23 protein-coding genes are annotated in these 26,501 nt (G+C 57.0%); 3 read left to right on the forward strand and 20 right to left on the reverse strand.

Annotation, left to right across the window (positions count from 1 at the left end):
- From GV818_RS26650 to kdpF, 5 genes are all read right to left on the reverse strand, one after another.
- Nucleotides 1–2,500: sensor histidine kinase (locus GV818_RS26650; protein WP_161777953.1), on the reverse strand; the 2,500-nt coding region annotated here is incomplete at its 3' end.
- Nucleotides 2,501–2,645: 145 nt separating this feature from the next.
- On the reverse strand, nucleotides 2,646–3,191 hold the full coding sequence (kdpC, locus tag GV818_RS26655; protein ID WP_161777954.1) for a potassium-transporting ATPase subunit KdpC: 546 nt from the start codon (nucleotides 3,189–3,191) through the stop codon (nucleotides 2,646–2,648).
- An 82-nt stretch (nucleotides 3,192–3,273) separates the two neighbouring features.
- Nucleotides 3,274–5,358 carry a potassium-transporting ATPase subunit KdpB gene (gene kdpB, locus GV818_RS26660; protein WP_161757056.1) on the reverse strand — a complete coding sequence of 695 codons (2,085 nt, stop codon included), beginning with the start codon at nucleotides 5,356–5,358 and terminating at the stop codon, nucleotides 3,274–3,276.
- 10 nt (nucleotides 5,359–5,368) lie between these two features.
- Nucleotides 5,369–7,063: a potassium-transporting ATPase subunit KdpA gene (gene kdpA / locus GV818_RS26665; RefSeq protein WP_161757057.1), complete on the reverse strand. Its 1,695-nt coding sequence runs from the start codon at nucleotides 7,061–7,063 to the stop codon at nucleotides 5,369–5,371.
- Nucleotides 7,064–7,074: 11 nt separating this feature from the next.
- The gene (kdpF, locus tag GV818_RS26670) at nucleotides 7,075–7,164 is read right to left on the reverse strand and encodes a K(+)-transporting ATPase subunit F (RefSeq protein WP_016964080.1); all 90 of its coding nucleotides are present in this window, start codon (nucleotides 7,162–7,164) and stop codon (nucleotides 7,075–7,077) included.
- Nucleotides 7,165–7,508: 344 nt separating this feature from the next.
- On the opposite strand from kdpF, the gene eat reads away from it, so the two are divergent.
- Together eat and GV818_RS26680 are read left to right on the forward strand one after the other, a co-directional pair.
- Complete coding sequence (gene eat, locus GV818_RS26675; protein ID WP_161757058.1) at nucleotides 7,509–8,873, forward strand: ethanolamine permease; 1,365 nt, start codon at nucleotides 7,509–7,511, stop codon at nucleotides 8,871–8,873.
- A 131-nt stretch (nucleotides 8,874–9,004) separates the two neighbouring features.
- A complete protein-coding gene (locus GV818_RS26680) occupies nucleotides 9,005–9,172 on the forward strand; it encodes a DUF2897 family protein (RefSeq protein ID WP_161757059.1) in 168 nt (55 codons plus the stop codon).
- Between the two features lie 45 nt (nucleotides 9,173–9,217).
- On the opposite strand, the gene GV818_RS26685 is transcribed toward GV818_RS26680, so the two are convergent.
- A complete protein-coding gene (locus GV818_RS26685) occupies nucleotides 9,218–10,069 on the reverse strand; it encodes an urea carboxylase-associated family protein (protein WP_161777955.1) in 852 nt (283 codons plus the stop codon).
- 15 nt (nucleotides 10,070–10,084) lie between these two features.
- Nucleotides 10,085–10,738 carry a GntR family transcriptional regulator gene (locus GV818_RS26690; RefSeq protein WP_161777956.1) on the reverse strand — a complete coding sequence of 218 codons (654 nt, stop codon included), beginning with the start codon at nucleotides 10,736–10,738 and terminating at the stop codon, nucleotides 10,085–10,087.
- 191 nt (nucleotides 10,739–10,929) lie between these two features.
- On the opposite strand from GV818_RS26690, the gene GV818_RS26695 reads away from it, so the two are divergent.
- Entirely contained in the window at nucleotides 10,930–11,490 is a 561-nt protein-coding gene (locus GV818_RS26695; RefSeq protein WP_161777957.1) for a TetR/AcrR family transcriptional regulator, read from the forward strand.
- Nucleotides 11,491–11,513: 23 nt separating this feature from the next.
- Here the strand turns inward: GV818_RS26695 and GV818_RS26700 are convergent, their stop codons facing one another.
- From GV818_RS26700 to serC, 13 genes are all read right to left on the reverse strand, one after another.
- On the reverse strand, nucleotides 11,514–12,308 hold the full coding sequence (locus GV818_RS26700; RefSeq protein ID WP_161777958.1) for an SDR family NAD(P)-dependent oxidoreductase: 795 nt from the start codon (nucleotides 12,306–12,308) through the stop codon (nucleotides 11,514–11,516).
- Nucleotides 12,309–12,508: 200 nt separating this feature from the next.
- Nucleotides 12,509–12,838, reverse strand: coding sequence for a ComEA family DNA-binding protein (locus GV818_RS26705; RefSeq protein ID WP_161757064.1), 330 nt, complete (start codon nucleotides 12,836–12,838; stop codon nucleotides 12,509–12,511).
- Between the two features lie 109 nt (nucleotides 12,839–12,947).
- Nucleotides 12,948–14,942, reverse strand: a complete 1,995-nt coding sequence (locus tag GV818_RS26710) for a polysaccharide biosynthesis protein (RefSeq protein ID WP_161777959.1) — start codon at nucleotides 14,940–14,942, stop codon at nucleotides 12,948–12,950.
- A 76-nt stretch (nucleotides 14,943–15,018) separates the two neighbouring features.
- Complete coding sequence (locus tag GV818_RS26715; protein ID WP_161777983.1) at nucleotides 15,019–16,038, reverse strand: MraY family glycosyltransferase; 1,020 nt, start codon at nucleotides 16,036–16,038, stop codon at nucleotides 15,019–15,021.
- A 107-nt stretch (nucleotides 16,039–16,145) separates the two neighbouring features.
- Entirely contained in the window at nucleotides 16,146–17,108 is a 963-nt protein-coding gene (locus GV818_RS26720; protein WP_161777960.1) for a UDP-glucose 4-epimerase family protein, read from the reverse strand.
- Between the two features lie 415 nt (nucleotides 17,109–17,523).
- The gene (gene ihfB / locus GV818_RS26725; protein WP_161757067.1) at nucleotides 17,524–17,820 is read right to left on the reverse strand and encodes an integration host factor subunit beta; all 297 of its coding nucleotides are present in this window, start codon (nucleotides 17,818–17,820) and stop codon (nucleotides 17,524–17,526) included.
- Between the two features lie 147 nt (nucleotides 17,821–17,967).
- A complete protein-coding gene (locus tag GV818_RS34595) occupies nucleotides 17,968–18,249 on the reverse strand; it encodes a hypothetical protein (protein ID WP_256679539.1) in 282 nt (93 codons plus the stop codon).
- Between the two features lie 201 nt (nucleotides 18,250–18,450).
- On the reverse strand, nucleotides 18,451–20,145 hold the full coding sequence (gene rpsA, locus GV818_RS26730; RefSeq protein ID WP_007931318.1) for a 30S ribosomal protein S1: 1,695 nt from the start codon (nucleotides 20,143–20,145) through the stop codon (nucleotides 18,451–18,453).
- 121 nt (nucleotides 20,146–20,266) lie between these two features.
- Entirely contained in the window at nucleotides 20,267–20,956 is a 690-nt protein-coding gene (cmk, locus tag GV818_RS26735; RefSeq protein WP_161777961.1) for a (d)CMP kinase, read from the reverse strand.
- Complete coding sequence (locus GV818_RS26740) at nucleotides 20,953–23,160, reverse strand: bifunctional prephenate dehydrogenase/3-phosphoshikimate 1-carboxyvinyltransferase (RefSeq protein WP_161777984.1); 2,208 nt, start codon at nucleotides 23,158–23,160, stop codon at nucleotides 20,953–20,955. Before GV818_RS26740 ends, cmk begins: the two co-directional genes overlap by 4 nt.
- A 28-nt stretch (nucleotides 23,161–23,188) precedes the next feature.
- Entirely contained in the window at nucleotides 23,189–24,301 is a 1,113-nt protein-coding gene (gene hisC, locus GV818_RS26745) for a histidinol-phosphate transaminase (RefSeq protein WP_161777962.1), read from the reverse strand.
- 10 nt (nucleotides 24,302–24,311) lie between these two features.
- The gene (gene pheA / locus GV818_RS26750; protein ID WP_161757070.1) at nucleotides 24,312–25,406 is read right to left on the reverse strand and encodes a prephenate dehydratase; all 1,095 of its coding nucleotides are present in this window, start codon (nucleotides 25,404–25,406) and stop codon (nucleotides 24,312–24,314) included.
- Nucleotides 25,406–26,491 carry a 3-phosphoserine/phosphohydroxythreonine transaminase gene (gene serC, locus GV818_RS26755; protein WP_161777963.1) on the reverse strand — a complete coding sequence of 362 codons (1,086 nt, stop codon included), beginning with the start codon at nucleotides 26,489–26,491 and terminating at the stop codon, nucleotides 25,406–25,408. The genes pheA and serC overlap by 1 nt, the downstream gene beginning before the upstream one ends.
- Nucleotides 26,492–26,501 lie beyond the last annotated feature (10 nt).

Below are 26,501 nucleotides of genomic sequence, written 5' to 3' on the forward strand. Positions count from 1 at the left end.
GCCCACCCCGGTCGCCACGGGCAGCGGTGTAGAACATGTCGAAGATCTTCGCTCGTTCGTCCTCGGGGATTCCCGGACCTTCATCGCTGACGGCAAAGCTCAACGCCTGCTCATCGGCACTGACCTTGAGTTGCAGGCGGCCCTGGGGCGGTGAGAAACGTGCGGCATTCTCCAGCACATTGACCAGGGCCTGCTCGATCAAAGCCGCGTGCACATAAAGCAATGGCAGGTTTGGCGGTAGCTCGGTGCTCACCTGCAACGGTGCCAGCACCGCACGCAGGCGGTTCAGGGCACTGCCGACGATGTCCCCCGGCGCGACCCAGTCGCGGGCCAGCTTCAACGCACCATGGCCAAGCCGGGTCATGTCCAGCAGGTTCTGGATATAGCGATCCAAGCGTTCGGCCTCATCGCGAGTGCCTTCGAGCAGTTCACGACGGTCCTCCAGAGGAATCGCCTCCCCCAGCGCCAGCAAGCTGTCGATACTGCCGCGCATCGAAGTCAGTGGCGTGCGCAGGTCGTGGGACACCGAAGCTAGCAAGGCGCTACGCAATTGCTCAGTTTCACCGTGCAGCCGCGCCGCCTCCAGGTCTTCGGCCAGACGTGCCCGGGCCAACGCCTGGGCCAGTGGCTGGCTGAGTGCGGTGAGCAGGCGCCGACGCTGGCCGCTGAACTCTTCGCCTTCCCTAGGGCAGACCCCCAGCAAGCCCAGGGGGCCATCATCCACCGACAAAGGCCACCACCACCAACGACCCAAAGGCAAAGTCCCGGTGCCAAGCCCCGCAGGCTGATCATGCTGCCAGGCCCAGTCGGCCGCGGCACGCTCGGCCTCGGAAAACTGCGGCGAGCTGCCGGTTTCAACTTTCCAGCCGCCCTGCGCGTCACGATTGAGCAGGCAAATACGCAGTTCATCACGACCATTCAAATGCTGGGCCGCGGCACTGATCACTGCTTGGCGGTCGGTGGCAGCGGTGAGCTTGCGCGACAGGTCCAGCAGTTCGTTGGTTTCCTCCTGGGTATCGCGCAGGGCCTGCAACTGCCGACGCTGACGCGCAGCCAAATTGCCGGTAAGCGCGGCCATAAGCAGGAAGAACAACAGGGTCAGTACATCTTCTTCGCGCTGAATGGCGAAGGAGAAACTCGGCGGGATAAACAGAAAGTCATAGCTCAAGAACGACAACGCAGCACAGACCAGAGACGGTCCGAGGCTACTGCGCACTGCCACCAGCAACACCGCGGCAAGAAACACCAGGGAGATGTTCGGCAACGGCAGGACACTGGCCACGCCCCAAGCCAGGGCACTGGCCAGCACCGTTGCCACCAACGCCAGGGCATAGTCGAACCATACCAGCGAACGCTTGGCCCGCAAGCCCGGCTGATGAGGCTGCGGCTCGCTGTCCAGGACGTTGATTTCCAAGCCATCGGCATTGCGCAGCAAGCGCGCCGCCAGGCCGCCACCCAACCAGCGCCGACGCCAGCCGCGACTGGACTGACCCACCAGCAACAGGCTGGCGCGACGCTCAGCAGCATGCCGGATCAGGGTCTTGGCCACCTCACCGGCCCGTAGCAGGACCACCTCCCCGCCCAGGCGCTCGGCCAGTTGCTGGGCCGCCTGCAAGCGCAAGCGCGACTGCTCATCACGCACGCTCCCGTTGTCTACGTGGACCAGGCTCCAGGGCAGGTGCCGGCGCTGTGCCACTCGGCTGGCATGGCGCACCAGGCGTTCGGCCTGGGCATCGCCATCGATCCCCACCAGCAAACGCCCGCGCACCGCCGGCGCCGCCTGCCCCAACTGGCGATAGCCCAGGGCCAGATCGTTATCCACCTGGGCCGCAGCGGCCTGCATCGCCAACTCGCGCAGAGCGGTGAGATTGGTCTGGGTGAAAAAAGCATCGATGGCCGCCCGCGCCTGCTCCGGCACATAGACCTTGCCGTCGCGCAGCCGCTCCAGTAATTCGCGCGGTGGCAAGTCCACCAGCAGCAGTTCATAGGCTTCCTGCAGCACCCAGTCGGGCAACGTCTCGCGCACCTGGACCCCAGTGATACCGCGCACCTGATCGTTGAAGCTCTCCAGGTGCTGGACATTGACTGTGGTGAACACGTCGACTCCCGCCGCCAGCAGCTCCTGAATATCCTGCCAGCGCTTGGCATGCCGGCTGCCCGGTGCATTGCTGTGAGCCAGTTCATCCACCAGCACCAACTTGGGCTTGGCCTTGAGCAGACCGTCCAGGTCCATCTCTTCCAGCATCACCCCGCGGTACTCCGAACGCACCAGGGGTTGCTGCGGCAGCCCCCCCAGCAGCGCCTCGGTCTCGGCACGGCCATGGGTTTCCACGACCCCGGCGAGCACCTTGACCCCTTGGCGCAATTGCGTATGGGCAGCCTGGAGCATGGCGTACGTCTTGCCGACACCGGGAGCGGCACCGAGGAAGACCTTGAGCCGGCCACGGCCATCCCGAGGCAGATCAGCGAGCAGCGCGTCGGCGCGGCCGGAATCACTCATGGGTTATCTCTCTGCAACAAAATATTCAGTTCAATTCGCACTTTAGCTGCTGCGACAGGCCATGCGCTCCGTTGAAGGAAACGCCATTCTTGAGGGCCGCAAAAGCCGCATTGGCCTTATCGCAGCCTCGCAGACCCAGCACCGGCTACAGACGCTCCAGGGCCATATTCAGGGACAGTACGTTGACCACCGGCGGCCCTACCAGCGGACGCTCGACATGGGCCTGAACCAGTGCCTCCAACTTGGCTGGCGGCAGATTGCGCGCCGCCGCGACACGCGCCAGTTGATAGTCAATTGCTTCGGGTGGCAAGTGCGGATCAAGACCACTGCCCGAGGTGGTCAGCAATGCCAGGGGCACCGCTCCTTGCCCCGGAACCTGGAGCTTGTTGGCATCGTCAATCACCCGTGTTGCCAGCGCCGGGTTGCTCGGCGCCAGGTTGCTGGCGGCGCTGGAAACCGTGGCAAAGGCACCCGCCGATGGACGCGGATGGAACCAGGCATCACCGACAAAATCCTGGGCGATCAGTGCCGAGCCGCGCACCTTGCCGTCGGCATCACGCACCAGGCTGCCATTGGCCTGGTCCGCAAACGCCAACTGGGCCACTCCGGTGACCACCAGCGGATAGGCCACACCGGTGATCAGGGTCATCAATACAATCAGGCTCAAGGCCGGACGCAATACGCTAGACATCTCTCAATCCTCGATTCGTTCAATCCCGGCAGGAACCAGCATGGACGCCTTCATCGGCGAGCCGGCTCCTGCAAGAGGGGCTTTACACCAGATGCAGCGCGGTCAACAGCATGTCGATCAGCTTGATCCCGACAAAGGGCACGACTATCCCGCCCACGCCGTAGATCAGCAGGTTGCGCCGCAGCAAGTGGGCGGCGCTCGCCGCCTGGACCCGGACCCCGCGCAGAGCCAGGGGGATCAGCACCACAATGATCAGGGCGTTGAACACGATCGCCGAGAGGATCGCGCTCTGCGGGCTGGTCAGGTGCATGATGTTGAGCACGCCAAGCTGTGGATAAATCACCGCGAACAGCGCCGGCAGAATGGCGAAATACTTGGCCACGTCGTTGGCGATGGAGAACGTGGTCAGGGCACCGCGGGTCACCAGCAGCTCCTTGCCGATCTGCACCACATCCAGCAGCTTGGTCGGGTCGCTGTCCAGGTCAACCATATTGGCCGCCTCGCGAGCCGCCTGGGTGCCGTCGTTCATCGCCATGCCGACGTCGGCCTGGGCCAGTGCCGGGGCATCGTTGGCGCCATCACCACACATGGCCACCAGACGCCCGTCGTTCTGCTCATGACGGATACGCGCCAGTTTCTTTTCCGGTGTGGCTTCGGCCAGCACATCATCGACCCCGGCTTCGGCAGCAATGGCGGCGGCGGTCAGCGGGTTGTCGCCGGTCACCATGACGGTGCGGATCCCCAGTTTGCGCAACTCGGCAAAACGCTCGCGGATACCTGGCTTGACCACGTCCTTGAGGTGAATGGCGCCGAGCATCCGGCCTTCGGCGCAGACCAATAATGGGGTGCCACCGCTCTGGGCGATCTTGTCGATTTCCCGGGACAGGGCCGGGGCCAGGTCACTGCGCTTCAGACCGACGAAGTTCAGCACTGAATCCACCGCGCCCTTGCGATAGATCCGGCCCTGGTAGTCAACGCCGGAAAGACGGGTTTCCGCGCTGAAGGGCACTGCAGTCAACACCGCACTGCCCGGTTCAGGCTGTGGATAAAGTTCGCGCAGGTACTCGACGATGGATTTGCCCTCAGCGGTATCGTCCGCCAGGGAGGCTAGCAGTGCCGCCTCGGCCAGTTCCTTGGCGCTGACACCCGGGGCCGGATGAATGGCGCTGCAGCGGCGATTGCCGAACGTGATAGTGCCGGTCTTGTCCAGCAGCAGCACATGCACGTCGCCCGCGGCCTCTACCGCGCGACCGGACTTGGCGATTACATTCAGGCGCACCAGGCGATCCATCCCGGCAATCCCGATGGCCGACAGCAGACCGCCGATGGTGGTGGGAATCAGGGTCACCAGCAACGCCACCAGGAACACCAGCGGCAGGCTGCCGTTGGCGAAGTGGGCGAAGGGCTGCAGGGTTACCACTACCAGCAGGAAGATCAGGGTCAGACCGATCAGCAGGATATCCAGGGCCACTTCGTTCGGCGTCTTCTGCCGCTTGGCGCCCTCCACCAGGGCGATCATGCGATCCAGGGTCGACTCACCAGGGTTACTGGTGATGCGCACCAACAACCAGTCGGAGACCAGACGGGTATTGCCGGTGACCGCCGAGCGATCACCACCGGACTCACGAATCACCGGCGCCGACTCACCGGTGATTGCCGCCTCGTTGACGGCGGCAATGCCTTCGATGACCTCGCCATCTCCGGGAATCATCTCCCCGGCCTCGACCCGCACCACATCACCTTTGCGCAGGTTGGCCGCAGGCACCATTTGATAGCTACCGTCGGCGGTCCTGCGGCGAGCGCTCAAGCCTTCGCTACCAGCCTTGAGGCTGTCGGCACGGGCCTTGCCACGACCTTCTGCAAGAGCCTCGGCAAAGTTGGCGAAGAGCACGGTGAACCACAGCCACAGGGCGATCTGTGCGGCGACGAAAGTCGGTACCGCAGGGTCCGGAATGAAACACAGCACGGTGGTCAGGATCGCCGTCAACTCGACCACCAGCATCACCGGCGAGCGCTGCAACTGGCGCGGGTCGAGCTTGACGAATGCCTGGATCAGCGCCGGGCGCCACAAGGCCGAGATCGCAGTGCTCGAGGCCTCGCCATGTGTGTGTTTGCCCTTGGTGGCCGCGTCAACGGCCTTGTTGGAGGCAGGAACATGCATATTCATCATCAGGTCCTCAGAAGCCCATGCTCAGTTGTTCGGCAATAGGGCCCAACGCCAGGGTCGGCAGGAAGGTCAGGCCACCCACCAGCAAAATGGTCACGGTCAGCAAAGCCACGAACAATGGACCGTGGGTGGGGAAGCTGTTCTGGCCGATAGGTGCGATCTTCTTCAGCCCCAGGCTGCCAGCCAGGGCCAGCACCGGCAGAATGTAGCCGAAGCGTCCAATCAGCATGCCCAGGCCCAGCATCAGGTTGTGGAACGGGGTGTTGGCACTGAAGCCGCCAAACGCCGAGCCGTTGTTGGCACTGGCCGAGGTGTAGGCATACAACAGCTGGCTGAAGCCGTGAGGTCCCGGGTTGCTGATGGCACCTGCAGGGCCAGGCAAGCTGGCGGCCAGGGCGCCCAGGACCAGAACGCCGATCGGCATTACCATCAGGGTCACCACCAGCAGTTGCACCTCCTTGGCCTGGAGCTTCTTGCCCAGGTACTCCGGAGTGCGGCCGATCATCAACCCGGCCAGGAACACCGCGATCAACACGTTCAGCAGCATGCCGTAGAGGCCAGCGCCAACCCCCCCGAAGATCACTTCACCGACCATCATATTGATCAGCGCCACCATGCCGCTCAGAGGGTTCAGGCTGTCGTGCATGCCGTTTACCGAACCATTGGAAGCTGCGGTGGTAGTGACCGACCAGAGCACCGTGGCGGTAGTACCAAAGCGTGTTTCCTTGCCCTCCAGCGGCGCCGTCTGTTCCACCGCGGCATTCTGCAGCGCCGGGTTCGGCTGGTACTCCGCCCACAGCGAGGTAGCGCCACCAATCAGGAACAAGGCAAACATGCAGGCAATGATCGCGCGGCTCTGGCGCAAGTCCTTGACGTAGTGACCGAAGGTGAACACCAGGGCCACCGGAATCAGGATGATCGACACCAACTCGAACAAATTGCTCCAGGCCGTCGGGTTCTCGAACGGGTGCGCCGAGTTAGCGCCGAAGAAACCGCCACCGTTGGTACCCAGTTGCTTGATCGCAATCTGGCTGGCCGCCGGGCCCAGGGGAATCACCTGGTCATTGCCTTGCACAGTCAGCGCATCCACGTAGTGGGCAAAGGTCTGGGGCACACCCTGCCAGACCAGGAACAGAGCCAGCAGCAGGCACAGCGGCAACAGGCCATAGAGGGTGGCGCGGGTCATGTCGACCCAGAAGTTGCCCAGGGTACGCGCCGAACGGCGGCCGATACCCCGGCACAGGGCAACCAGCACAGCCAGGCCGGTGGCGGCACTGACGAAGTTTTGCACAGTCAGCCCAACCATCTGGCTGAGGTAGCTCAGGGAAGCCTCGCCGCTGTAGGACTGCCAGTTGGTATTGGTAACGAAGCTAACGGCAGTGTTGAACGCCAGGGTCCATTCCTGCCCTGGAAGATTCTGCGGGTTGAGGGGCAAGTGGTCTTGAAAAAGGAGGATAGCGAACAGCAGGACAAATCCGGCCAGGTTGAAGACCAGCAAAGCCAGGGTGTACTTCTGCCAGCTCTGCTCCACCTGCGGGTCGACACCGGAAATCCGATAACAGATGCGCTCCACTGGCCCCAGTATCGGGCTCAGCCAGGTGCGCTGACCTTCCATCACCTTGTAGTAGAAACGTCCAAGCCAGGGCGCGGGCAACAGCACCAGCGCAAAGAAGGCAAGGATCAGCCAATAGTCATAACTGTGCATAGCCGCAGCTCCTAGTTCCGATCCGCGCGCAACAGCGCAACCAGTAGATAAACGAACAGGCCCACTGCTAGCAGCAGCGACACCGCGTCCAGAATGTTCATGGAATGTCTCCGAGGTACGGCGCTTGCCGCGAATGCAGACATTGTCCGCAGGGTGCCTGTAAAGGAACGAGATCGACGGGGTGGGCGACTCATAAAGAAAGCGTAAAGACTGGCTTTATGCGGCGTTTACGCGGGCGGCGATAGGACGGGGCCAGGGATGCGAACGGCCGCCCTGCCCTAATGGGAGGCGCAGCCATGCACCAGGTTGAACGCCATCAGCGGTAAAAAGCCGGGAAACATCCTCGATACGACAGCTTTCTGGACTTTACGACGGTCGCCGCAAGACTGGCATGGCCACTGCACGGGCCAGTCCCGAGCACTTCCAACCGTTCAGGGAGCAACCAATGAACACACAACTCAAGCCCACCTTGGGCACGCTGCATTTATGGGGCATCGCGGTCGGCCTGGTGATCTCCGGGGAATATTTCGGCTGGAGCTATGGCTGGGGCGTGGCCGGAACCTTGGGCTTTCTCGTGACCTCATTACTGGTCGCGACTATGTATACCTGCTTTATATTCAGTTTCACCGAGCTGACCACAGCGATTCCTCATGCAGGAGGTCCCTTTGCCTACAGCCGTCGCGCCTTCGGTGAAAAAGGAGGATTGATTGCCGGGTTGGCGACCCTGATCGAATTCGTCTTCGCACCACCGGCCATCGCCCTGGCCATTGGTGCCTACCTGAATGTGCAATTCCCGGCGTTGGACCCAAAGCATGCTGCGGTTGGTGCGTACATCGTCTTCATGGGCCTGAATATTCTCGGGGTAAAACTGGCGGCCACCTTCGAACTGGTGGTCTGCATATTGGCGGTGGCTGAACTCCTGGTGTTCATGGGCGTTGTGGCCCCAGCGTTCAGTTTCAGCAATTTCGCCCTCAATGGCTGGGCTGGAGCTGACACCTTCGGCGCCCCAGCAATTGCCGGGATGTTTGCGGCCATCCCCTTCGCCATCTGGTTCTTCCTGGCTATCGAAGGTGCGGCCATGGCCGCCGAGGAAGCCAAGGACCCCAAGCGCACCATCCCCAAAGCCTACATCAGCGGCATCCTGACCTTGGTGCTGCTGGCGATGGGGGTAATGTTCTTCGCCGGCGGCGTGGGCGACTGGCGTACCCTGTCGAACATCAACGATCCATTGCCCCAGGCGATGAAAGCCGTGGTCGGCGACAGTTCCGGCTGGCTGCACATGCTGGTGTGGATCGGTCTGTTTGGCCTGGTGGCCAGCTTCCACGGAATCATCCTCGGCTACTCACGGCAGTTCTTCGCCCTGGCCCGAGCCGGTTACCTGCCGACCTACTTGGCCAAGCTGTCGCGCTTTCAGACACCGCACCGGGCGATCATCGCCGGCGGCCTGATCGGCATAGCCGCGATCTACTCCGATGGCCTGATCAACCTTGGCGGCATGACCCTCACCGCAGCGATGATCACCATGGCCGTGTTCGGGGCGATCGTGATGTACATCATGAGCATGCTCAGCCTGTTCAAACTGCGTAAGGCAGAGCCGAATCTGCTGCGCACCTTCCGCGCCCCTGGCTATCCACTGGTACCAGCCATCGCACTGACGCTGGCAGTTGTGTGCCTGGTGGCCATGGCCTGGTTCAACGCCCTGATCGGCTTGATCTTCCTCGGATTCATGCTGCTCGGTTTTATCTACTTCCAGCTCACCGGGCAATTGCGCGCCAATGCTCCGGCGGATGCCATGCTCACCGGTCTTTAGGCTGCGACCGCGCCCAGAAGACCGATCAGGCATACAATGGAACCAGTGCGAAGCGCTTTAACTCAAAGCGTTACAGGCAGTGCCGGGGGCGAACCTCCGCCCTCGGAAAACTGCCGATTAAGGAGAGCCCTATGCCCTGGTATGCCTGGCTGATTCTGGTGGTTGCTATCGGTTCGATCGTCGGCGGCTTGATGATGCTGCGCGACACAGCCAACAAGGTCGAGCTGACCGATGAGCAACGTAAGCGCGTGGCCGAACGCAATGCGGAAATGGATGCCAAGGAAACCCAGGACCGTTAACCTCTCCAGCCCCTTCACCCATTGATGAAGGGGCTGTTTGAGGCGTTACTTTTCCCACTCGGCCTTGGCGATGTGCAAACCGTGCTGACCTTTGTAGGCTGCCCGTTCCGGCGGGCTCCAACCCTCGAGCAATGACGCCTCAAGGCGATAGACTTCTACGCCCAGCGGGCGGCACACGCTTAATGGGTCCTGAGCCTCTGGGCCCCACATTGGCAAGGACAGATCCCCTCCCGGGCAGGTCGACAACGCACAAAGCAGGTCGATTTCGGCAAAAAACTCCAGGTAATCACCCTTCTCTGCCGGGCAGGCCTTCATGAAATACATGTCGTCATGGTTAAGGCCCGTGCACTGGAAAATGTTCAAGACGTCGTGCACATCGAATTCGGTGAGACCGTGGGGCAGGACAGCCCGCGTCAGGTTGGAATGGCAGTGATGATGAAAATCCTCGCCCGTAAGCATGCGGTTCACATAGGGGTCGCAACGGGTGCCCAAAAGATCATGCAACCGCCCACCGTGCTCGTCGATACCGTAATGCGCCAGGCTGTCATCAGTGATCGTCACCAGCGGTCGCAGAAAGGGTAGATTCGACCAGAGCCGATCGTAGGTACTGACATGTGCTCCCTGCAACTGCCGGGTACGAGCGGCCCACAGTCGCTCTCGCGGGTCATTGGCATTCCAGACGTTGAAGTCTCCCACTTGCGGCCCCTCCGGAGTGGTCACTCGAAACACATGCCCCGCCGGCACCGTCCAGGCACGACCAGTACGAATCGGTACTTCGAATTGCTCAATCAATATGCGCTGTGCCTGGTTGGCGCGGATGCGTTCATAAAAAGCCGTATCCACCTGTAGTGCCGAACCTTTGCTGACCTGATAAGCCGCTGGATAGTCTTTGTACATGGGTATCGCCCTCGCTCAGTGACGGAAGGATTGGCTGAGTATGTTCAACAACAAGCGCTCGGAGTCGTCCAGATAAAGCTCCATGGCCTCGCCAGCGGAGATTTTGTCTCCCTCTACCAGCGACTCATGGATCTGCCGGTCACGCATCAGCCAGGGAGCCTGGAACAGCGCTTCATCTGGCGCGACACAAAACACCAGACGCAACTGCGCCACTACATTGGTGAAGAACTCATCGAACAGTCGCGAATCCAGCAGCGCCACTACATATTGGTGAAAGCGCAACCCATGGGTACCGACGGCGCGCCAGTCTTCACGCTCTCTGGCCAACTCGGCCGCCTCGATAGCATCAAGCATGCGGTCCGACTGGTACTCACGCAGCGGTCTTGCATTGAGAATCGCCTGCAACTCCAAGGTGCGGCGCACTCGGAACAGATCGCGGACGTCATCACTGCCAAGACAACGAACTACCACACCTTTATGGCGTACATAGGAAGTAAGCCCTTCCTGCCCCAAGCGGTGCAACGCTTCACGAATGGTGTTGCGAGAAGCGTTATAGGTGCTGACCAACACACTCTCTACCAGAGGCATCCCAGGTAATAGCCGGCCACCGATAATGTCAGCACGCAGCTCCAACGTAATATGATCCGCAAGGGATAAACCATTGCTCATGGAAGCTCCTGAGGATTGTTCAACAACTGTTGAGTAAGCAGTAACCACTTATCGTGCCAGCTTCCAAATGACCACTCATGGCATGAAAACCTGTCTGAAAGCTGTAACCAGGTTCCAAAGCACGCTCAGAAGTTGGACGTAACCCAATGAACATTGGTTAAAATAGTGGTCTAGTTGCGGAGGTTTCTCAGATGCGTTATTCAGCAGACCACAAAGCCCAGACACATAAACGCATTATCAAAGAAGCTTCGAAACGTTTTCGTCGTGATGGAATAGGTGCAACGGGCTTACAACCACTGATGAAAGCCTTGGGCCTGACTCATGGAGGTTTTTACTCCCACTTCAAATCCAAGGAGGAGTTAGTAGAAAAGGCGCTTTCAGTGGCGGCCGATGACCTGGACACCCATTGCGCCAAGCTATTTGCACAAGAGCATCCTTTGGCGGCGTTTATCGACAACTACCTTTCCGAGTGGCACCAGAGCTCACCTGATCAAGGTTGCCCACTGCCAACAATGAGCTCGGAACTAGGTCAACGAGGCCAACCCAGTCCCACTACCGATGCGGTCCTCACCGCCCGAGTGACGCAGGTAGCGGCAACCCTGGAAGGCGAAAACAAAAGTCAGCGCAGCCTGTTGATCATGTCGACTCTGGTCGGCGCCTTGATGCTCTCGCGCAGCGTGGAAAGCCCAGAGTTAAGCGTGCAGATACTGGAGGTCGTTCGTGAGGGCTTGAAAGACCAGGAACGGGCGTAAGGCACCCGCCCCAAGTGCATGCCTTACTTGTAGCGTGCAGCAGCGCTACTCCTCGACAAGTTGGGCCCCAACGCCAGACGCGCCGCTACCAGCGCTTGCCAGTCCGCCGCGTCGGGCAGTGAAGGTAGGGTGATCAATTCCCCCTGATCAAAGCCACTTAAAGAAGCATCGACCATCTCTCCAACCTCCATCACCATCTCAGGTGGAATAGTTGTCGCATCCAGGCCTGATCGCTCCCAGATCTCGGTACGAGTAATCCCCGGCAGGACCGCCTGAACCTGGACGCCGCAGCCCTTCAACTCAGCCTGCAGCGACTGCGTCAAGCTGAGCACATAAGCCTTGGTGGCACTGTAAGTCGCATTGAAGCGCTCCGGGATCAAGGCTACAACCGAAGCAATATTAATGATTGCTCCTCGTTCTGCAGCCGAAAAACTAGTGGCGGCTGCTCCAGCCAGACGGGTCAAGGCCACCACATTGAGCTGAATCATGCGTTCCATCTGATCCAGATCAGCACCAGCCAAAGGTCCGTTTGCAGCTACCCCGGCATTGTTCAGCAGTAAACTAATGCTCGAGTCCTCGCGCAAGCGTTGCTCGACCTGCAGCAGATCATCCTTGAGCGTCAGATCAGCTTTAAGCACCTCGACTTGCACCTGATACTTATCGCTCAGGACCTTGGCTGCCGTCTGCAAACGTGCTTCATCGCGGGCTACCAACAACAAATCAAAACCTCGCGCTGCCAACCGCTCAGCGTAAACCGCACCGATACCGGATGAAGCACCAGTTATCAACGCCGTACCTTGTGATCGAATCGGACTCATAGCTGTACTCCTGACGGTGCATGCAAGTAATGGACGCTCTCTGATTTGAAAAACAGAGACACAACAAAATATTACGATAATAATATTTCATGAGTTCATGAAAAAAATCTATCTCGTCGATACACGCTCACTTTCAGGCTACAGGGTTACGAAACATAAAAGGCCGGTCAAAGACCGGCCTTCATCGCGACGAGCACAGATCAGTTGACCGTCAGCTTGTCTCGATTGCGCTCCAAAATAGTCTTGCCGATACCTTTAACCTCCAACAACTCATCGATCGAAGCGAAAGGACCGTTCTCTTCGCGATAGGTAATTATTGCCTTGGCCTTAGCCTCGCCAATTCCAAAGAGCTCTCGCTGCAACGAAGACACGTCGGCAGTATTCAGGTTGACCTTGCTTGTTTGAACAGTTGAATGCTCTGCCACTACTGGCGGGGTTACCTCTGTTTTAGTGACCTGCACCGCATGGGTGGCAAGCGAGAGGCTGGCTAGAAAGGCAAAGATCAGTGAGGAAAAATAAGGGTTACGCATAATGACGCTCCATAACATCGATAAGGAAGGCAGCGTTCCGAAGCTGCCTTCCAAACCTAGGTGATGCAGGGGGCAAGTCAAAGGCAGGAGGGTTACCGGTTGTGTAGATTCAAGGTTCCAATCGGCGTTGCTGGTAGATCCAATCGACAATTTCGCTGTCTGGCGTATAGCCACTTACCGTTTCACGAAGTAATTGACGAACCTTCGAATAATCATCCAACTCAAGCGCCGTAAGGAGTTCGTTCAATTTTTCCTTGAGCGTATCCCAGGGCAGATGGTCTTCATTAGCACTCATAATCATGGGATGCCGAGTAGCCACTACGTTGTCACCAATCAGCAACTCTTCGTAAAGCTTTTCACCAGGCCGCAGGCCAGTGAACTCGATGGATATATCGCCATGAGGGTTCTTTTCTGAACGCACGCTCAGCCCGGAAAGATGAATCATCTTTTCTGCCAACTCAATAATCTTTACCGGCTCCCCCATGTCCAGTACGAACACATCACCGCCCTGGCCCATCGAACCGGCCTGAATGACCAACTGTGCAGCTTCCGGAATGGTCATAAAGTAACGTGTAATCTTGGGATGAGTGACGGTCAACGGCCCACCAGACTTTATCTGCTTATGGAACAGTGGGATTACCGAACCCGAGGAGCCTAATACATTACCAAAACGGACCATGGTAAACCGGGTTTTATTAACCCGAGATATGCTTGACGAATCATTGAAAAATACAGGTGTCAACTCTTTACTCAAGGCCTGCAGCGTGAGCTCTGCCAAACGCTTGGTGCTCCCCATTACATTTGTTGGTCTAACAGCCTTATCAGTGGAGATCAGCACAAAGTTAGCAACACCCGATTGCAATGCAGCTTGCGCAGTATTAAGCGTACCCATGACATTATTAAGTACGCCCTCAGCAATATTATGTTCCACCATAGGCACGTGCTTATAAGCAGCCGCATGATAAACAGTATCAACACGCCAAGAATTCATAACAGACAATAGCTTATCGTAGTTACGCACCGAACCTAAAATCGGCAACAGCCTGACCGCTCGAGACTCTCTCGAAAGCCGCTGTTCAAGCTCGGACAAGATACTGTAAAGATTGAACTCACTATGATCGAGTAATATTAAAGTAGTGGGACCCAAGTTCAGAATTTGCCGACACAACTCAGAGCCAATAGACCCTCCAGCCCCCGTCACCAGAACAGTTTGACCTTTAATACAGTGGGCGAGCAGATCTCCTTGAGCAGGCACGGAATCTCGCCCAAGCAGATCGGCGATATCTACTTCCTGAATGTCATCTACCTTTACCCGGCCACTGGCGAGATCCATAAAGCCTGGAACGCTTCGGACATGAAGAGGAAAACCCTCCAAATAACCTAATATCTCTCTACGTCGACTACGAGTGGACGAAGGGATCGCAAGAAGAATTTCTTCTGCGTCAGTTTCGTCAATCATCTGCTGCAAATGTTTGGGTTTGTAGACCTGGATCCCCGCAATCATTCGATCTGCGATACTGCTGTCATCATCGATAAACGCAACCGGACGCATCATGCGTCCTAATCGCAATGCTGCAACCAGCTGATTACCAGCAGCCCCCGCACCATAGATGGCGACTTTAGGCAAACCATCGTCTCGATTGGCAAACGGTACGTGCTGGGCAGTGGTGAACCAATCACCCAGAAAGTACTGCCGCATGACCAGCCTGAGACCTCCGATCAGTACCATGCTCAACCACCAGTAGTTGAACACGATTGAGCGAGGCACTACGGTCTGATGATTGCTATACAGATAGACAATCAATGCAAGAACCAAAGAAGACAGCGTCACCGCTTTTACTATGGCAATGAGGGCATCGTTGCCAAAGTAACGCATGACCGCACGATACATTCCAAACCGAATGAACAGAGGAATAGCAACAATTGGCGCACTGGCAAATAGCCAGAAGTGCACAACGAAGGGGTTATTCAGGTCATCAAACCCTAGCCTGACGACAAACGACATCCACAACGCGACCCACACCAGCAAAATATCGGTGATCACCTGCAGAATTCTTTTTTGTCTGCGTGGAAGCCTCAACAGGCACGTTCGTATTTTATCCATAATCCCTTTTCGAACCTCGAACCCTAGCCTCAACCTTTCTTGCACACCACTCGGCAGCTTCTGGCGTTGGGATAAATTAGCCAGCCTGTTCCAACTCACCAGCATGAAACCTGAAAGCAAGGAAAAGCAAAGGTACATAAGCCAGCATTAGACCAATAGTACCATCCAGGCCGAGCAGCCCAACGCATATGGCTATGGGAAACAACCAAAGTACATTGATCGCCAGCACTGCAAGGGTCACTGGTAAATGCCGACCAAACTGACGAGATGCAAATTGATAAGCATGACTGCGATGCGCTTCATACACTTTATCCCCTCGTAACAATCTACGAGCCAGAGTAAAGGTCGCATCAACAATGAACACACCAAGAAGAATCAGCCAGATCCAAAAAAATCTTGGAGAAGTCCAGGCCGCTTGAATTGAGAACACTCCCAGCACAAGCCCGAGAAACCCACTTCCCGCGTCACCCATGAAGATACGTGCCGGAGGAAAATTCCAGTAGAGGAAACCTAGTACTGCCATCGCCAATAGCAATGGAGCCCAAATCAACGATGTGTCTCCCGCTAACCAATAGATGACACATGCGCCAAAGCAGGCACTGACCGCCTGTACACTGGCTAACCCATCAATACCGTCCATGAAGTTGTATAAATTGAGCATCCAGACTAGATAGAAAATGGCAAAAACATGCCCCGCCCATGAAAAATTGAAGTCAATCTCAAACAAACGAACAGGTGGAAAGCCACTCAGGCAAACCAGTACCCAAATCGCTGCAATGAAGTGAGCAAGCAGCCTCCAGCGCGCAGCAATGTGCCCATGATCATCAAGAAAGCCAACTACAGCAGTTAACGCTCCAGCACCCCACAGAGCCCAGATATAAGGCCAAGGAATATCAACAAAAAGGCTTAGAATCGGGGCGATTGCAAGAAAGCTTAGGACAATTGCCACCCCTCCTCCCCTTGGAGTAGGTATGGAGTGGGAGCTGCGACTATTGGGGATGTCCATCAAACTGCGTGCTAATGCATAACGACGCAGAACCCAAGTTAACAGAAGCGAAATACCGACCACTGTCAGCATCAACCACCAGATCGCCATGGACATTCTAATTCCTAAAACCGAATGAGAGAGCAAGCACTACAGGCATCGATCTCATTAAACAATAAAAACAATCTATTGATGCAATCTTCAAGAGGCACAAAAAATCAGACCTGCTCGTCAAGAAAATATTTAGCTGTAGCATCGAAAGCTGCATCGACCGCGATCGGTGGGGTCCAACTTAACAACTCACGATTCTTGGAAATATCAACCTGAAGCGACCCACACAATCGCTGGGAGAGTGATCTTTTACCAAAAAAATTTGCACAAACCGTCAAAAAAACACTTGGCACGGGCAACAAACGAGCAGGTTTTCGCAGCGCGCGCGCCATTCGCTGCAACAACTCTGTTGTTGAGAGGTCGTCACCATCACTGACCAAAAACTTCTGATTTGCTGCTTTAGGGTGCGCGATACAAACAATTATCAGATCAACCAAGTTACCCAACGCCACTAAACTACGGCGATTGTGTATTGCACCAAAAGGTAAAGGTATACCCTTATGCAACCAGCGCATCATATTCAAGAAGTTGGCCTTCACGCCAGGACCGTAAACTAGCGTTGGGCGAATGATCACGACCTCCATTCCAGTTTGAGCGGCAATGATCATCAGTCCATTTTCCGCTTCCATCTTGGAGATGCCGTAAGGGTCCACCGGTGCAGGGGCTGCATCAGCGGTGTAGGGAACATCGAGAGATGTCTCCTCTCCGTTGACCTTGATGGAGCTGATAAATACGAAACGACGTACACCTTTTTGCGCAGCTTGCCTCGCTAGATTTAGAGTCCCTTCTACGTTAACTTTTCGAAATGAGGCAAGAGGATCAACAGAGGAGTCATTCATTACATGCACACGGGCGGCTGCATGTATTACAACATCACAACCCACTAAAATATGCATCCAATCCGTGGTACCGTCGATCTGATCAATCTGCGCAACACTAGTAGTTACTGGCAACCCATAGATATGCTTTCGTACCGCAACCACCAACTCGTGTGCTGTGATCTTGGACAAACAGTCATGGACAGCTCTCCCTACAAAACCGGATGCCCCCGTCAAAAGTATCCTGCCCATTTCCTATGCGAACCTTTTCAAACCGGCGCTACAGAGTGGTATCTGAAACACTCAAAAAGACATTATGCACTTGTAGAGCTCAGATGAGCCATCTCGCTATCAAGTAATACTCGGCATAACACTAAAACTAAAAATAAAAGCCACTCCATCAATAGTCGACAGAGGAGAAAACATTTCCAAAAGGCACAACTAAAAAAATGTAACTCGACCAGCACGAACACCGTAACGCTGAAGGAGTGTCAATCAGACCTCGACGTTCATTCAACCAAAAAACCCAAAACCCAAAACCCAAAAAATCTCCTATTGCTTATCACAAAGAAGATTCGTTAAATTTTCTCAATGGAGCACAGCGAAACCATACCGAAAGCCATATCCTCATAAATACCAAAACATTATAGTTTTCTACATCCAAAATTCAAAAGTCGCTTCCCTCCTCCTCATTAACGCGATCCCTAAGCTCTTTACCCGGCTTGAAATGAGGAACGAATTTTCCGTCCAGGCTAACTGACTGACCCGTCTTTGGGTTCCGTCCTACCCGAGGAGCACGATAGTGAAGCGAAAAACTACCAAACCCTCGAATCTCAATCCGATCGCCAGTAGCCAGACACTGAGACATTTGCTCAAGCATCGTCTTGATGGCCAACTCGACATCCTTGGATGAGAGCAGCCCTTGATGGGTGACAATTCGTTCGATCAACTCCGACTTCGTCATATTTTTCCCTTCTTTTTCAAGCAGCTAGGTCAGTGCTCAAAAGGTTTTAGCATGCTCTGAAGGTTTTGAACAGCCCAAGTGCCGACTTGCCAGCACAAACCTCTTTTCCATTACCAGAGGCACGACGGCAAAAAGCTCAAACCCGTCTTATCGACACATGACGAGCATCGTTCTAGTCAAGTAACCGGCCGGATTCCAACCAAAAGGGTAATCACCCTCCTCTTCCTTGGCATCACTAGACTTGGTAATGACCTTATAACCAGCAGCCTTACACTCGCGCTCAGCACGCTTGTAACATTTATCCCAACCTGCCCCCAACCCGGAACAATCGATCTCTATGCCACTGACCCCACGAACCACGTGAGTCTTTACGTTGGTCGTACACCCAGCCAGGAGAAGAACCAAAACAACTACAACTAGCCTGGTCATACTCTTCCTTATGGCAGCCCCTGCTGCTCAAACACCGTACCTGTTAAACAAAGCCTAGACCTTAATATGTAATTGGCTCGCTTACTAAAGAGACAACTCATTGCAGACGTTGGTTTCCCTCCACACCAGCATCAGCCCTGACAATTTCAAGACACAAAAAAGGGCGACCTAAGTCGCCCTTTTCTTATGGTCTAACAGAACTTAGTTCTGTTTTTCCATCTGTGCGCGCAGCAGGTCGCCCAGAGTGGTAGGACCAGCAGCGATATCCGAAGCAGCTGGCTTGTCGCGCAGGCTCTGGATAGCTTCTTTCTCGTCTTCAACGTCTTTCGACTTGATCGAGAGCTGGATTACACGGCTCTTACGGTCAACGCTGATGATCTTGGCTTCAACTTCTTCGCCTTCTTTCAGAACGTTGCGCGCATCTTCGATGCGGTCACGGCTGATTTCGGAGGCTTTCAGAGTAGCTTCGATGTCGTTAGCCAGGGTGATGATGGCGCCTTTGGCGTCAACTTCTTTTACAACACCCTTAACGATTGCGCCTTTATCGTTCTCTTGTACGTACTCGGAGAACGGATCGCTTTCCAGCTGCTTGATACCCAGGGAGATACGCTCACGCTCTGGATCAACAGACAGGATAACGGTGTCCAGCTCGTCGCCCTTCTTGAAACGACGTACGGCTTCTTCGCCCACTTCGTTCCAGGAGATGTCGGACAGGTGAACCAGGCCGTCGATGCCGCCGTCCAGACCAATGAAGATACCGAAATCGGTGATCGACTTGATGGTGCCGGAGATTTTATCGCCCTTGTTGAACTGGCCAGAGAAGTCTTCCCATGGGTTGGACTTGCACTGCTTGATGCCGAGGGAGATACGACGACGCTCTTCGTCGATGTCCAGAACCATAACTTCCACTTCGTCGCCGACTTGTACGACTTTCGAAGGATGGATGTTTTTGTTGGTCCAGTCCATTTCCGAAACGTGTACCAGACCTTCAACGCCTTCTTCCAGCTCAGCAAAGCAGCCGTAGTCGGTCAGGTTGGTTACGCGCGCGGTAACGCGGGTGCTTTCTGGGTAACGAGCTTTGATAGCAACCCATGGATCTTCACCCAGCTGCTTCAGGCCCAGGGAAACACGATTGCGCTCGCGATCGTACTTCAGAACCTTGACATCGATCTCGTCGCCAACGTTGACGATTTCGGAAGGATGCTTGATGCGCTTCCAAGCCATGTCGGTGATGTGCAGCAGGCCATCGACGCCACCCAGATCGACGAATGCGCCGTAATCGGTGAGGTTCTTGACGATACCTTTGACTTGCTGACCTTCCTGCAGGGATTCCAGCAGAGCTTCACGCTCAGCGGAGTTCTCGGCTTCAAGGACACTACGGCGGGAAACGACAACGTTGTTGCGCTTCTGGTCGAGTTTGATGACTTTAAACTCGAGCTCTTTGCCTTCCAGGTGCGTGGTGTCGCGCACTGGACGGACGTCAACCAGAGAACCTGGCAGGAACGCACGGATGCCGTTAACGTCGACAGTGAAGCCGCCCTTAACCTTACCGTTGATAACGCCCTTAACCACTTCTTCAGCTGCGAAGGCTGCTTCCAGAACGATCCAGCATTCAGCGCGCTTGGCTTTTTCACGGGAGAGCTTGGTTTCACCAAAGCCGTCTTCAACCGAATCCAGAGCAACGTGAACTTCATCACCAACATTGATGGACAGTTCGCCAGCATCGTTGTAGAACTGCTCAAGCGGGATAAGTGCTTCAGACTTCAGACCAGCGTGAACGGTTACCCAACGCGCTTGGTAGTCGATGTCGACGATAACACCGGTGATGATGGAGCCTGCCTGAAGGTTCAGGGTTTTTAGGCTTTCTTCAAAGAGTTCCGCAAAGCTTTCGCTCATTTTAATTCCTGTTGATAAGGGCGAAGAATACGCCCATCTGCCACATCCCAGACGATGTGGGTTACGTTCATATAAAAGAAAAATCGCAGGACTATGACTGGTCCCCCGCGACCCTCCTTATTCACCCGGCAATATCGCGAATGGCGATCTCACTCAAGATGTGTTGCAACACCTGATCGATGGACAACTCCGTGGAATCCAGCTGTATGGCGTCAGCCGCCGGCTTGAGCGGGGCTACCGCTCGCTGGGTATCGCGCTCATCACGCGCACGAATCTCATCTAGCAGACTCGACAGACTAACACCATCGACTTTTCCCTTCAACTGCAAGTAGCGCCGCCGGGCACGCTCTTCGGCGCTGGCAGTCAGGAAGATCTTCAATGGCGCATCGGGAAATACCACCGTCCCCATGTCGCGACCATCCGCAACCAGGCCCGGCGGCTCCTGGAATGCGCGCTGGCGCTGCAACAAGGCATCACGCACAGCCGGCAGAGCCGCTACCTGGGAAGCCCAGGCGCCAACCTGTTCATTACGCAGGTCGTCAGTCACATCATCGCCTTCCAGAATGATCCGTTGCGGATGATTTTCAGTGGCACCAAGGAACTGTACATCCAGGTGAGCCGCCAGCAGCTTCAGCGACTCTTCGTTAGTCAGATCAACACCATGATTGCGCGCAGAAAAAGCCAGCAACCGGTACAGAGCCCCGGAATCCAGCAGGCACCAACCCAGATGCTTGGCCAGCTTGCCAGCAATGGTGCCTTTGCCCGAACCACTTGGCCCATCGATGGTGATCACAGGCGCCTTGATATTCACGACTGAGCCTCTTGTGCGACACGAATCCCCACCTGCGCGCACAACGCGAGGAAGTTCGGGAACGAGGTAGCGACGTTCGCACAGTCATGGATACGAATCGGCGCATTGGCACGCAGCGAGGCAACACTGAATGCCATGGCGATACGGTGATCGCCGTGACCATGAACCTCACCACCACCAATCTGGCCGCCATCAATGATGATGCCGTCTGGAGTCGGCTCGCACTTGACCCCCAAGGTCAGCAAACCATCAGCCATTACCTGGATACGATCAGACTCCTTGACCCGCAGCTCTTCCGCGCCACGCAGCACAGTACGCCCTTCGGCGCAGGCGGCGGCCACGAACAGCACGGGGAATTCGTCGATCGCCAGAGGCACCAGCTCCTCAGGAATCTCGATACCCTTGAGCTTGGCGGCACGCACGTGCAAATCAGCAACCGGCTCACCGCCGACTTCGCGCTGATTTTCCAGACGAATATCCGCCCCCATCAAACGCAGGATATCGATCACGCCGGTCCGGGTCGGGTTGATCCCGACATGCTCCAGCACCAACTCTGAACCTTCAGCGATCGAAGCCGCCACCAGGAAGAATGCAGCGGAGGAAATATCCGCCGGCACTTCAATATGGGTCGCCTTAAGCTTGCCGCCCGACTCAACCGAGGCGGTGGCGCCGTCGACGCTGACCGAATAGCCGAAACCACGCAGCATGCGCTCAGTATGGTCGCGGGTCGGCGCCGGCTCGGTGACAGTGGTCTTGCCCTCAGCGTACAAGCCAGCCAGCAGCAGGCAAGACTTAACCTGGGCGCTGGCCATCGGCAAGGTGTAAGTCAGCCCTTTGAGCTTGTGACCGCCACGGATCACCATCGGTGGACGACCTTCGGCCGCAGTCTCGATCACCGCGCCCATTTCCCGCAGCGGGTTGGCCACACGATTCATCGGACGCTTGGACAGCGAGTGGTCCCCCGTCAGCGTACTGTCGAAACTCTGCGCAGCCAGCAGACCGGAGAGCAAGCGCATCGAAGTACCGGAGTTACCCAGATAGATCGGACCCGGCGCCGGCTTCAGGCCGTGCAGACCAACACCATGAATAGTAACACGCCCGTGATGCGGGCCCTCGATGACCACCCCCATGTCGCGAAACGCCTGCAGCGTCGCCAGAGCATCTTCACCCTCGAGAAACCCTTCGACTTCGGTGGTGCCTTCAGCCAGGGAGCCAAGCATGATCGAACGGTGGGAAATCGACTTGTCGCCCGGTACACGAATCCGCCCAGACAGGCGGCCACCAGGATTTGCCAGGAAAATCAGATCGTTGGAGTTCATAGCGTCCACATAGGCCCGGCGGGCCAGGATTTTACCGAAATGCTCGCGGGCAACCCGGGCGCGAGTGAATACGCCCAACAACTGATGCCCGTCCCCTGCATCGACCGCGTCGCGCAAGGCGTCGAGGTCGTTGCGAAATGTATCGAGTGTGCGCAGTACCGCCTCGCGATTGGCGAGGAAGATGTCGTGCCACATGACCGGGTCGCTGCCGGCGATTCTCGTGAAATCGCGGAACCCGCCCGCAGCGTAACGAAAGATATCGAGATTTTCACTGCGCTTGGCCAGGGAATCGACCAGGCCGAATGCCAGCAGGTGCGGCAAGTGGCTGGTCGCCGCCAGGACTTCGTCGTGACGCTCGACCTGCATGTGCTCGACATCTGCTCCCAGCTCGCACCAGAGCTTGTCGACAAGGTCCAGTGCAGCAGGATCGGTCTGCTCCAGAGGCGTCAGGATCACCTTGTGCCGACGGAACAGCTGCGCATTGGAGGCTTCAACGCCACTCTGCTCGGAACCGGCAATAGGATGCCCCGGAACAAAACGCGCAGGCATACCGCCAAAAGCCTCTTTCGCAGCCCGCACCACATTGCCCTTGGCACTGCCGACATCGGTCAGCACCGCCTGCCCCAGATCCATGCCAGCCAATAAGGCCAGCAGTTTCTCCATGGCCAGGATCGGCACCGCCAGCTGGATCACATCGGCTCCCTGGCAAGCCAGGGCCAGGTCCTCTTCACAGCGATCCACCACCCCCAGCTCCACCGCCAACTGGCGGGACTGCGGGTCCAGATCGACACCAACCACTTCGCGGCACACGCCACTTTCACGCAAACCCTTGGCGAAGGAGCCGCCAATCAATCCCAGGCCGATCACCACCAGGCGACCGATCATAGGCACAGCAGATTGCATTGGAATGACATCAACCACGAGCCAGAACCTTGGCCAAAGCCTCAAGGAAACGAGTGTTTTCCGCCGGCAAGCCGATGGTAATGCGCAAATGGTTCGGCATGCCGTAGTTGGCCACCGGACGCACGATCACACCTTCACGCAACAAGCCCTGGAATACCGGCGCAGCCTCACGCCCCAGATCCACGGCAATGAAGTTGCCCTTGGAAGGAATCCAGCTCAGGCCCAGGCCACGCAAACCCGCTTCCAGTTGCTGCATGCCGGCTTCGTTCAAACGACGGCTCTCTGCCAGATAATCCACATCCTGCAGCGCGGCACAGGCCGCTGCCAAAGCCAGGCTATTGACGTTGAAAGGCTGGCGCACACGGTTCAGCACATCGGCCACCACCGGGGTCGAAAGCCCATAGCCGACCCGCAGGGCCGCCAGGCCATAAGCCTTGGAGAAGGTCCGCGAGACCAGCAGGTTCGGGTAGGCCGCCAGGAAATCCAGCCCATCCGGCAGGTCGCTGCCTTCGGCGTACTCGATATAGGCCTCGTCCAGCACTACCAGCACGTGGGCCGGCACATCCTGCAGAAACTCGTCCAGCGCCTCGGCGCCGAACCAGGTACCGGTCGGGTTGTTCGGGTTGGCGATGAACACCACGCGGGTCTGCTCATCGATCGCCTTGAGCATGGCCGGCAGGTCGTGCCCCCAGCTGTTGGCCGGAACCACGCGAGCCTGGGCACCGACGGCCTGGGTAACGATGGGATAGACGGCAAAGGCGTGCTCACTGAACACCGCATTCAAGCCAGGCGCCAGATAGGCGCGAGCCACCAGCTCCAGGATGTCGTTGGAACCGTTGCCCAGGGTCACCTGGTTGATTTCCACGCCGCAGCGCTCGGCCAGCAGGGACTTGAGGGCAAAACCGTTGCCATCCGGATAACGGGTCAGCTCGGCCAGCTCGTCGCGGATCGCCGCCAGGGCCTTGGGGCTGGCGCCCAGCGGGTTTTCATTGCTCGCCAGCTTGACGATAGTGGCCGGATCGATGTCCAGCTCACGGGCCAGTTCGTCCACGGGCTTACCCGGAACGTAAGGCGAGAGTTGTTGCACGCCTGGTTGTGCCAGTGCGAGGAAGTCACCACTCATTGTTAAAGCCTCAGAGAACCGCTTTCGGGTAGGAACCCAGCACCTTGAGTGCCACTGCTTCCTGACTGATCTTCTCCAGCACGCTCTTGACCAGCGGGTCACGGTGATGGCCGACGAAATCGATGAAGAACACATAGGTCCATTTGCCACTGCGCGAAGGCCGGGTTTCAATTCGCGTCAGGTCGATGCCATTGTCATGGAACGGCACCAGCAACTCATGCAGCGCACCAGGCTTGTTGCTCATGGAGACAATGATCGAAGTCTTGTCGTCGCCGGTTGGCGGCACTTCCTGGCTACCGATCATCAAAAAGCGCGTGGAGTTGTCCGGACGATCCTCGATCTTCTCGGCCAGGCGCGTCAGACCATACAAGCCCGCAGCCATGTCGCCGGCAATGGCCGCCGAATTCCACTCACCCTTGACCCGCTTGGCCGCTTCGGCGTTGCTGGACACCGCCACCCGCTCGACATTCGGGTAGTGCGCGTCCAGCCACTTGCGGCACTGGGCCAGGGACTGAGCGTGGGAATAGATACGACTGATGCTGTCAGTCTTGGTGTTCTCACCTACCAACAGGTGGTGGTGAATCCGCAGCTCAACTTCGCCACAGATCACCATATCGTGCTCGAGGAAGCTATCAAGGGTGTGGTTGACCGCACCCTCGGTGGAGTTTTCCACCGGCACCACGCCGAAGTTCACCGCCCCGGCAGCGACCTCACGGAACACTTCGTCGATCGCTGCCATTGGCTTGCTGATCACCGCATGTCCGAAGTGCTTCATGGCCGCAGCCTGGGTGAAGGTACCTTCAGGGCCGAGGTAAGCCACTTTCAGCGGCTGCTCCAGAGCCAGGCACGAAGACATGATCTCGCGGAACAAACGCGCCATCTCTTCATTACCCAGAGGCCCCTGGTTACGCTCCATCACGCGCTTGAGCACTTGGGCTTCACGCTCCGGACGATAGAACACCGGCACTTCGCCTTCTGCCAGGGTGGCCATCTTGACCCGGGCAACTTCCTGGGCGCACCGCGCACGCTCACTGATCAGCTCCAGGACCTTCTCGTCCAGGGCGTCAATGCGCAGGCGCAGGGCCTTGAGTTCTTGCTCAGACATCAGCCGTGTTCCTTCTCGAACTCTGCCATGTAGGCCACCAGCGCGTTGACTGCATTGATGTCCACAGCGTTGTAGATAGAGGCACGCATACCCCCCACTGAACGGTGACCCTTGAGGTTCAGCAGGCCACGAGCCTCAGCGCCGGCCAGGAACGGCTTGTCCAGGCGGTCGTCCGCCAGACGGAACGGTACGTTCATCCACGAGCGGTCAGGCTTGTTGATCGGGTTGCTGTACAGGCCGCTGGCGTCGATGAAGTCGTACAGGGTGCGCTGCTTGACATCATTGAGCTTGGCGATGGCTTCTACACCACCCTGCTCCTTGAGCCACTCGAACACCAGGCCGGACAGGTACCAGGCCAGGGTCGGCGGGGTGTTGTACATCGAGCCATTATCTGCCGCGACCTTGTAGTCGAGCATGGTCGGGCACAGCGAACGGGCATGTCCCAGCAAGTCTTCGCGAATGATGTTTACCAGGATACCGCTGGGGCCGATATTCTTCTGCGCGCCGGCGTAGATCATACCGAAGCGAGAGATATCCACAGGGCGCGACAGAATGTCGGAAGACATGTCGGCCACCAAGGGAACATCACCGGTTTGCGGAACCCAGTTGAACTCCAGGCCGCCGATGGTTTCGTTCGGCGCGTAGTGCACGTAGGCGGCGTCTTTCGACAACTGCCATTCGTTCTGGCCAGGAATTGCAAAGTAGTCGTACGGCTTGGAGGTAGCGGCCACATTGACCTGCCCATAGCGGGAGGCTTCTTCGATGGCTTTCTGCGACCAGATACCGGTATCGATATAGTCGGCCTTGCCGCCTTCAGGCAGCAGGTTCAGTGGAATCTGGGCAAACTGCTGGCTGGCGCCGCCTTGCAGAAACAGCACTTTATAGTTCGAGGGGATATTCAGCAGGTCACGCAGATCCTGCTCGGCCTTGGTGGCAATGGAGACGAACTCATCACTGCGATGACTCATCTCCATGACCGACAGGCCCTTGCCATGCCAATCCAGCAATTCGGCCTGGGCACGCAACAGGACAGCTTCAGGTAGCGCAGCGGGACCTGCGCAGAAGTTATAGGCTCGTTTGCTCACATCCACTCTC

The sequence above is a fragment of the Pseudomonas sp. Fl4BN1 genome, from assembly GCF_009908285.1.
Classification (GTDB): domain Bacteria; phylum Pseudomonadota; class Gammaproteobacteria; order Pseudomonadales; family Pseudomonadaceae; genus Aquipseudomonas.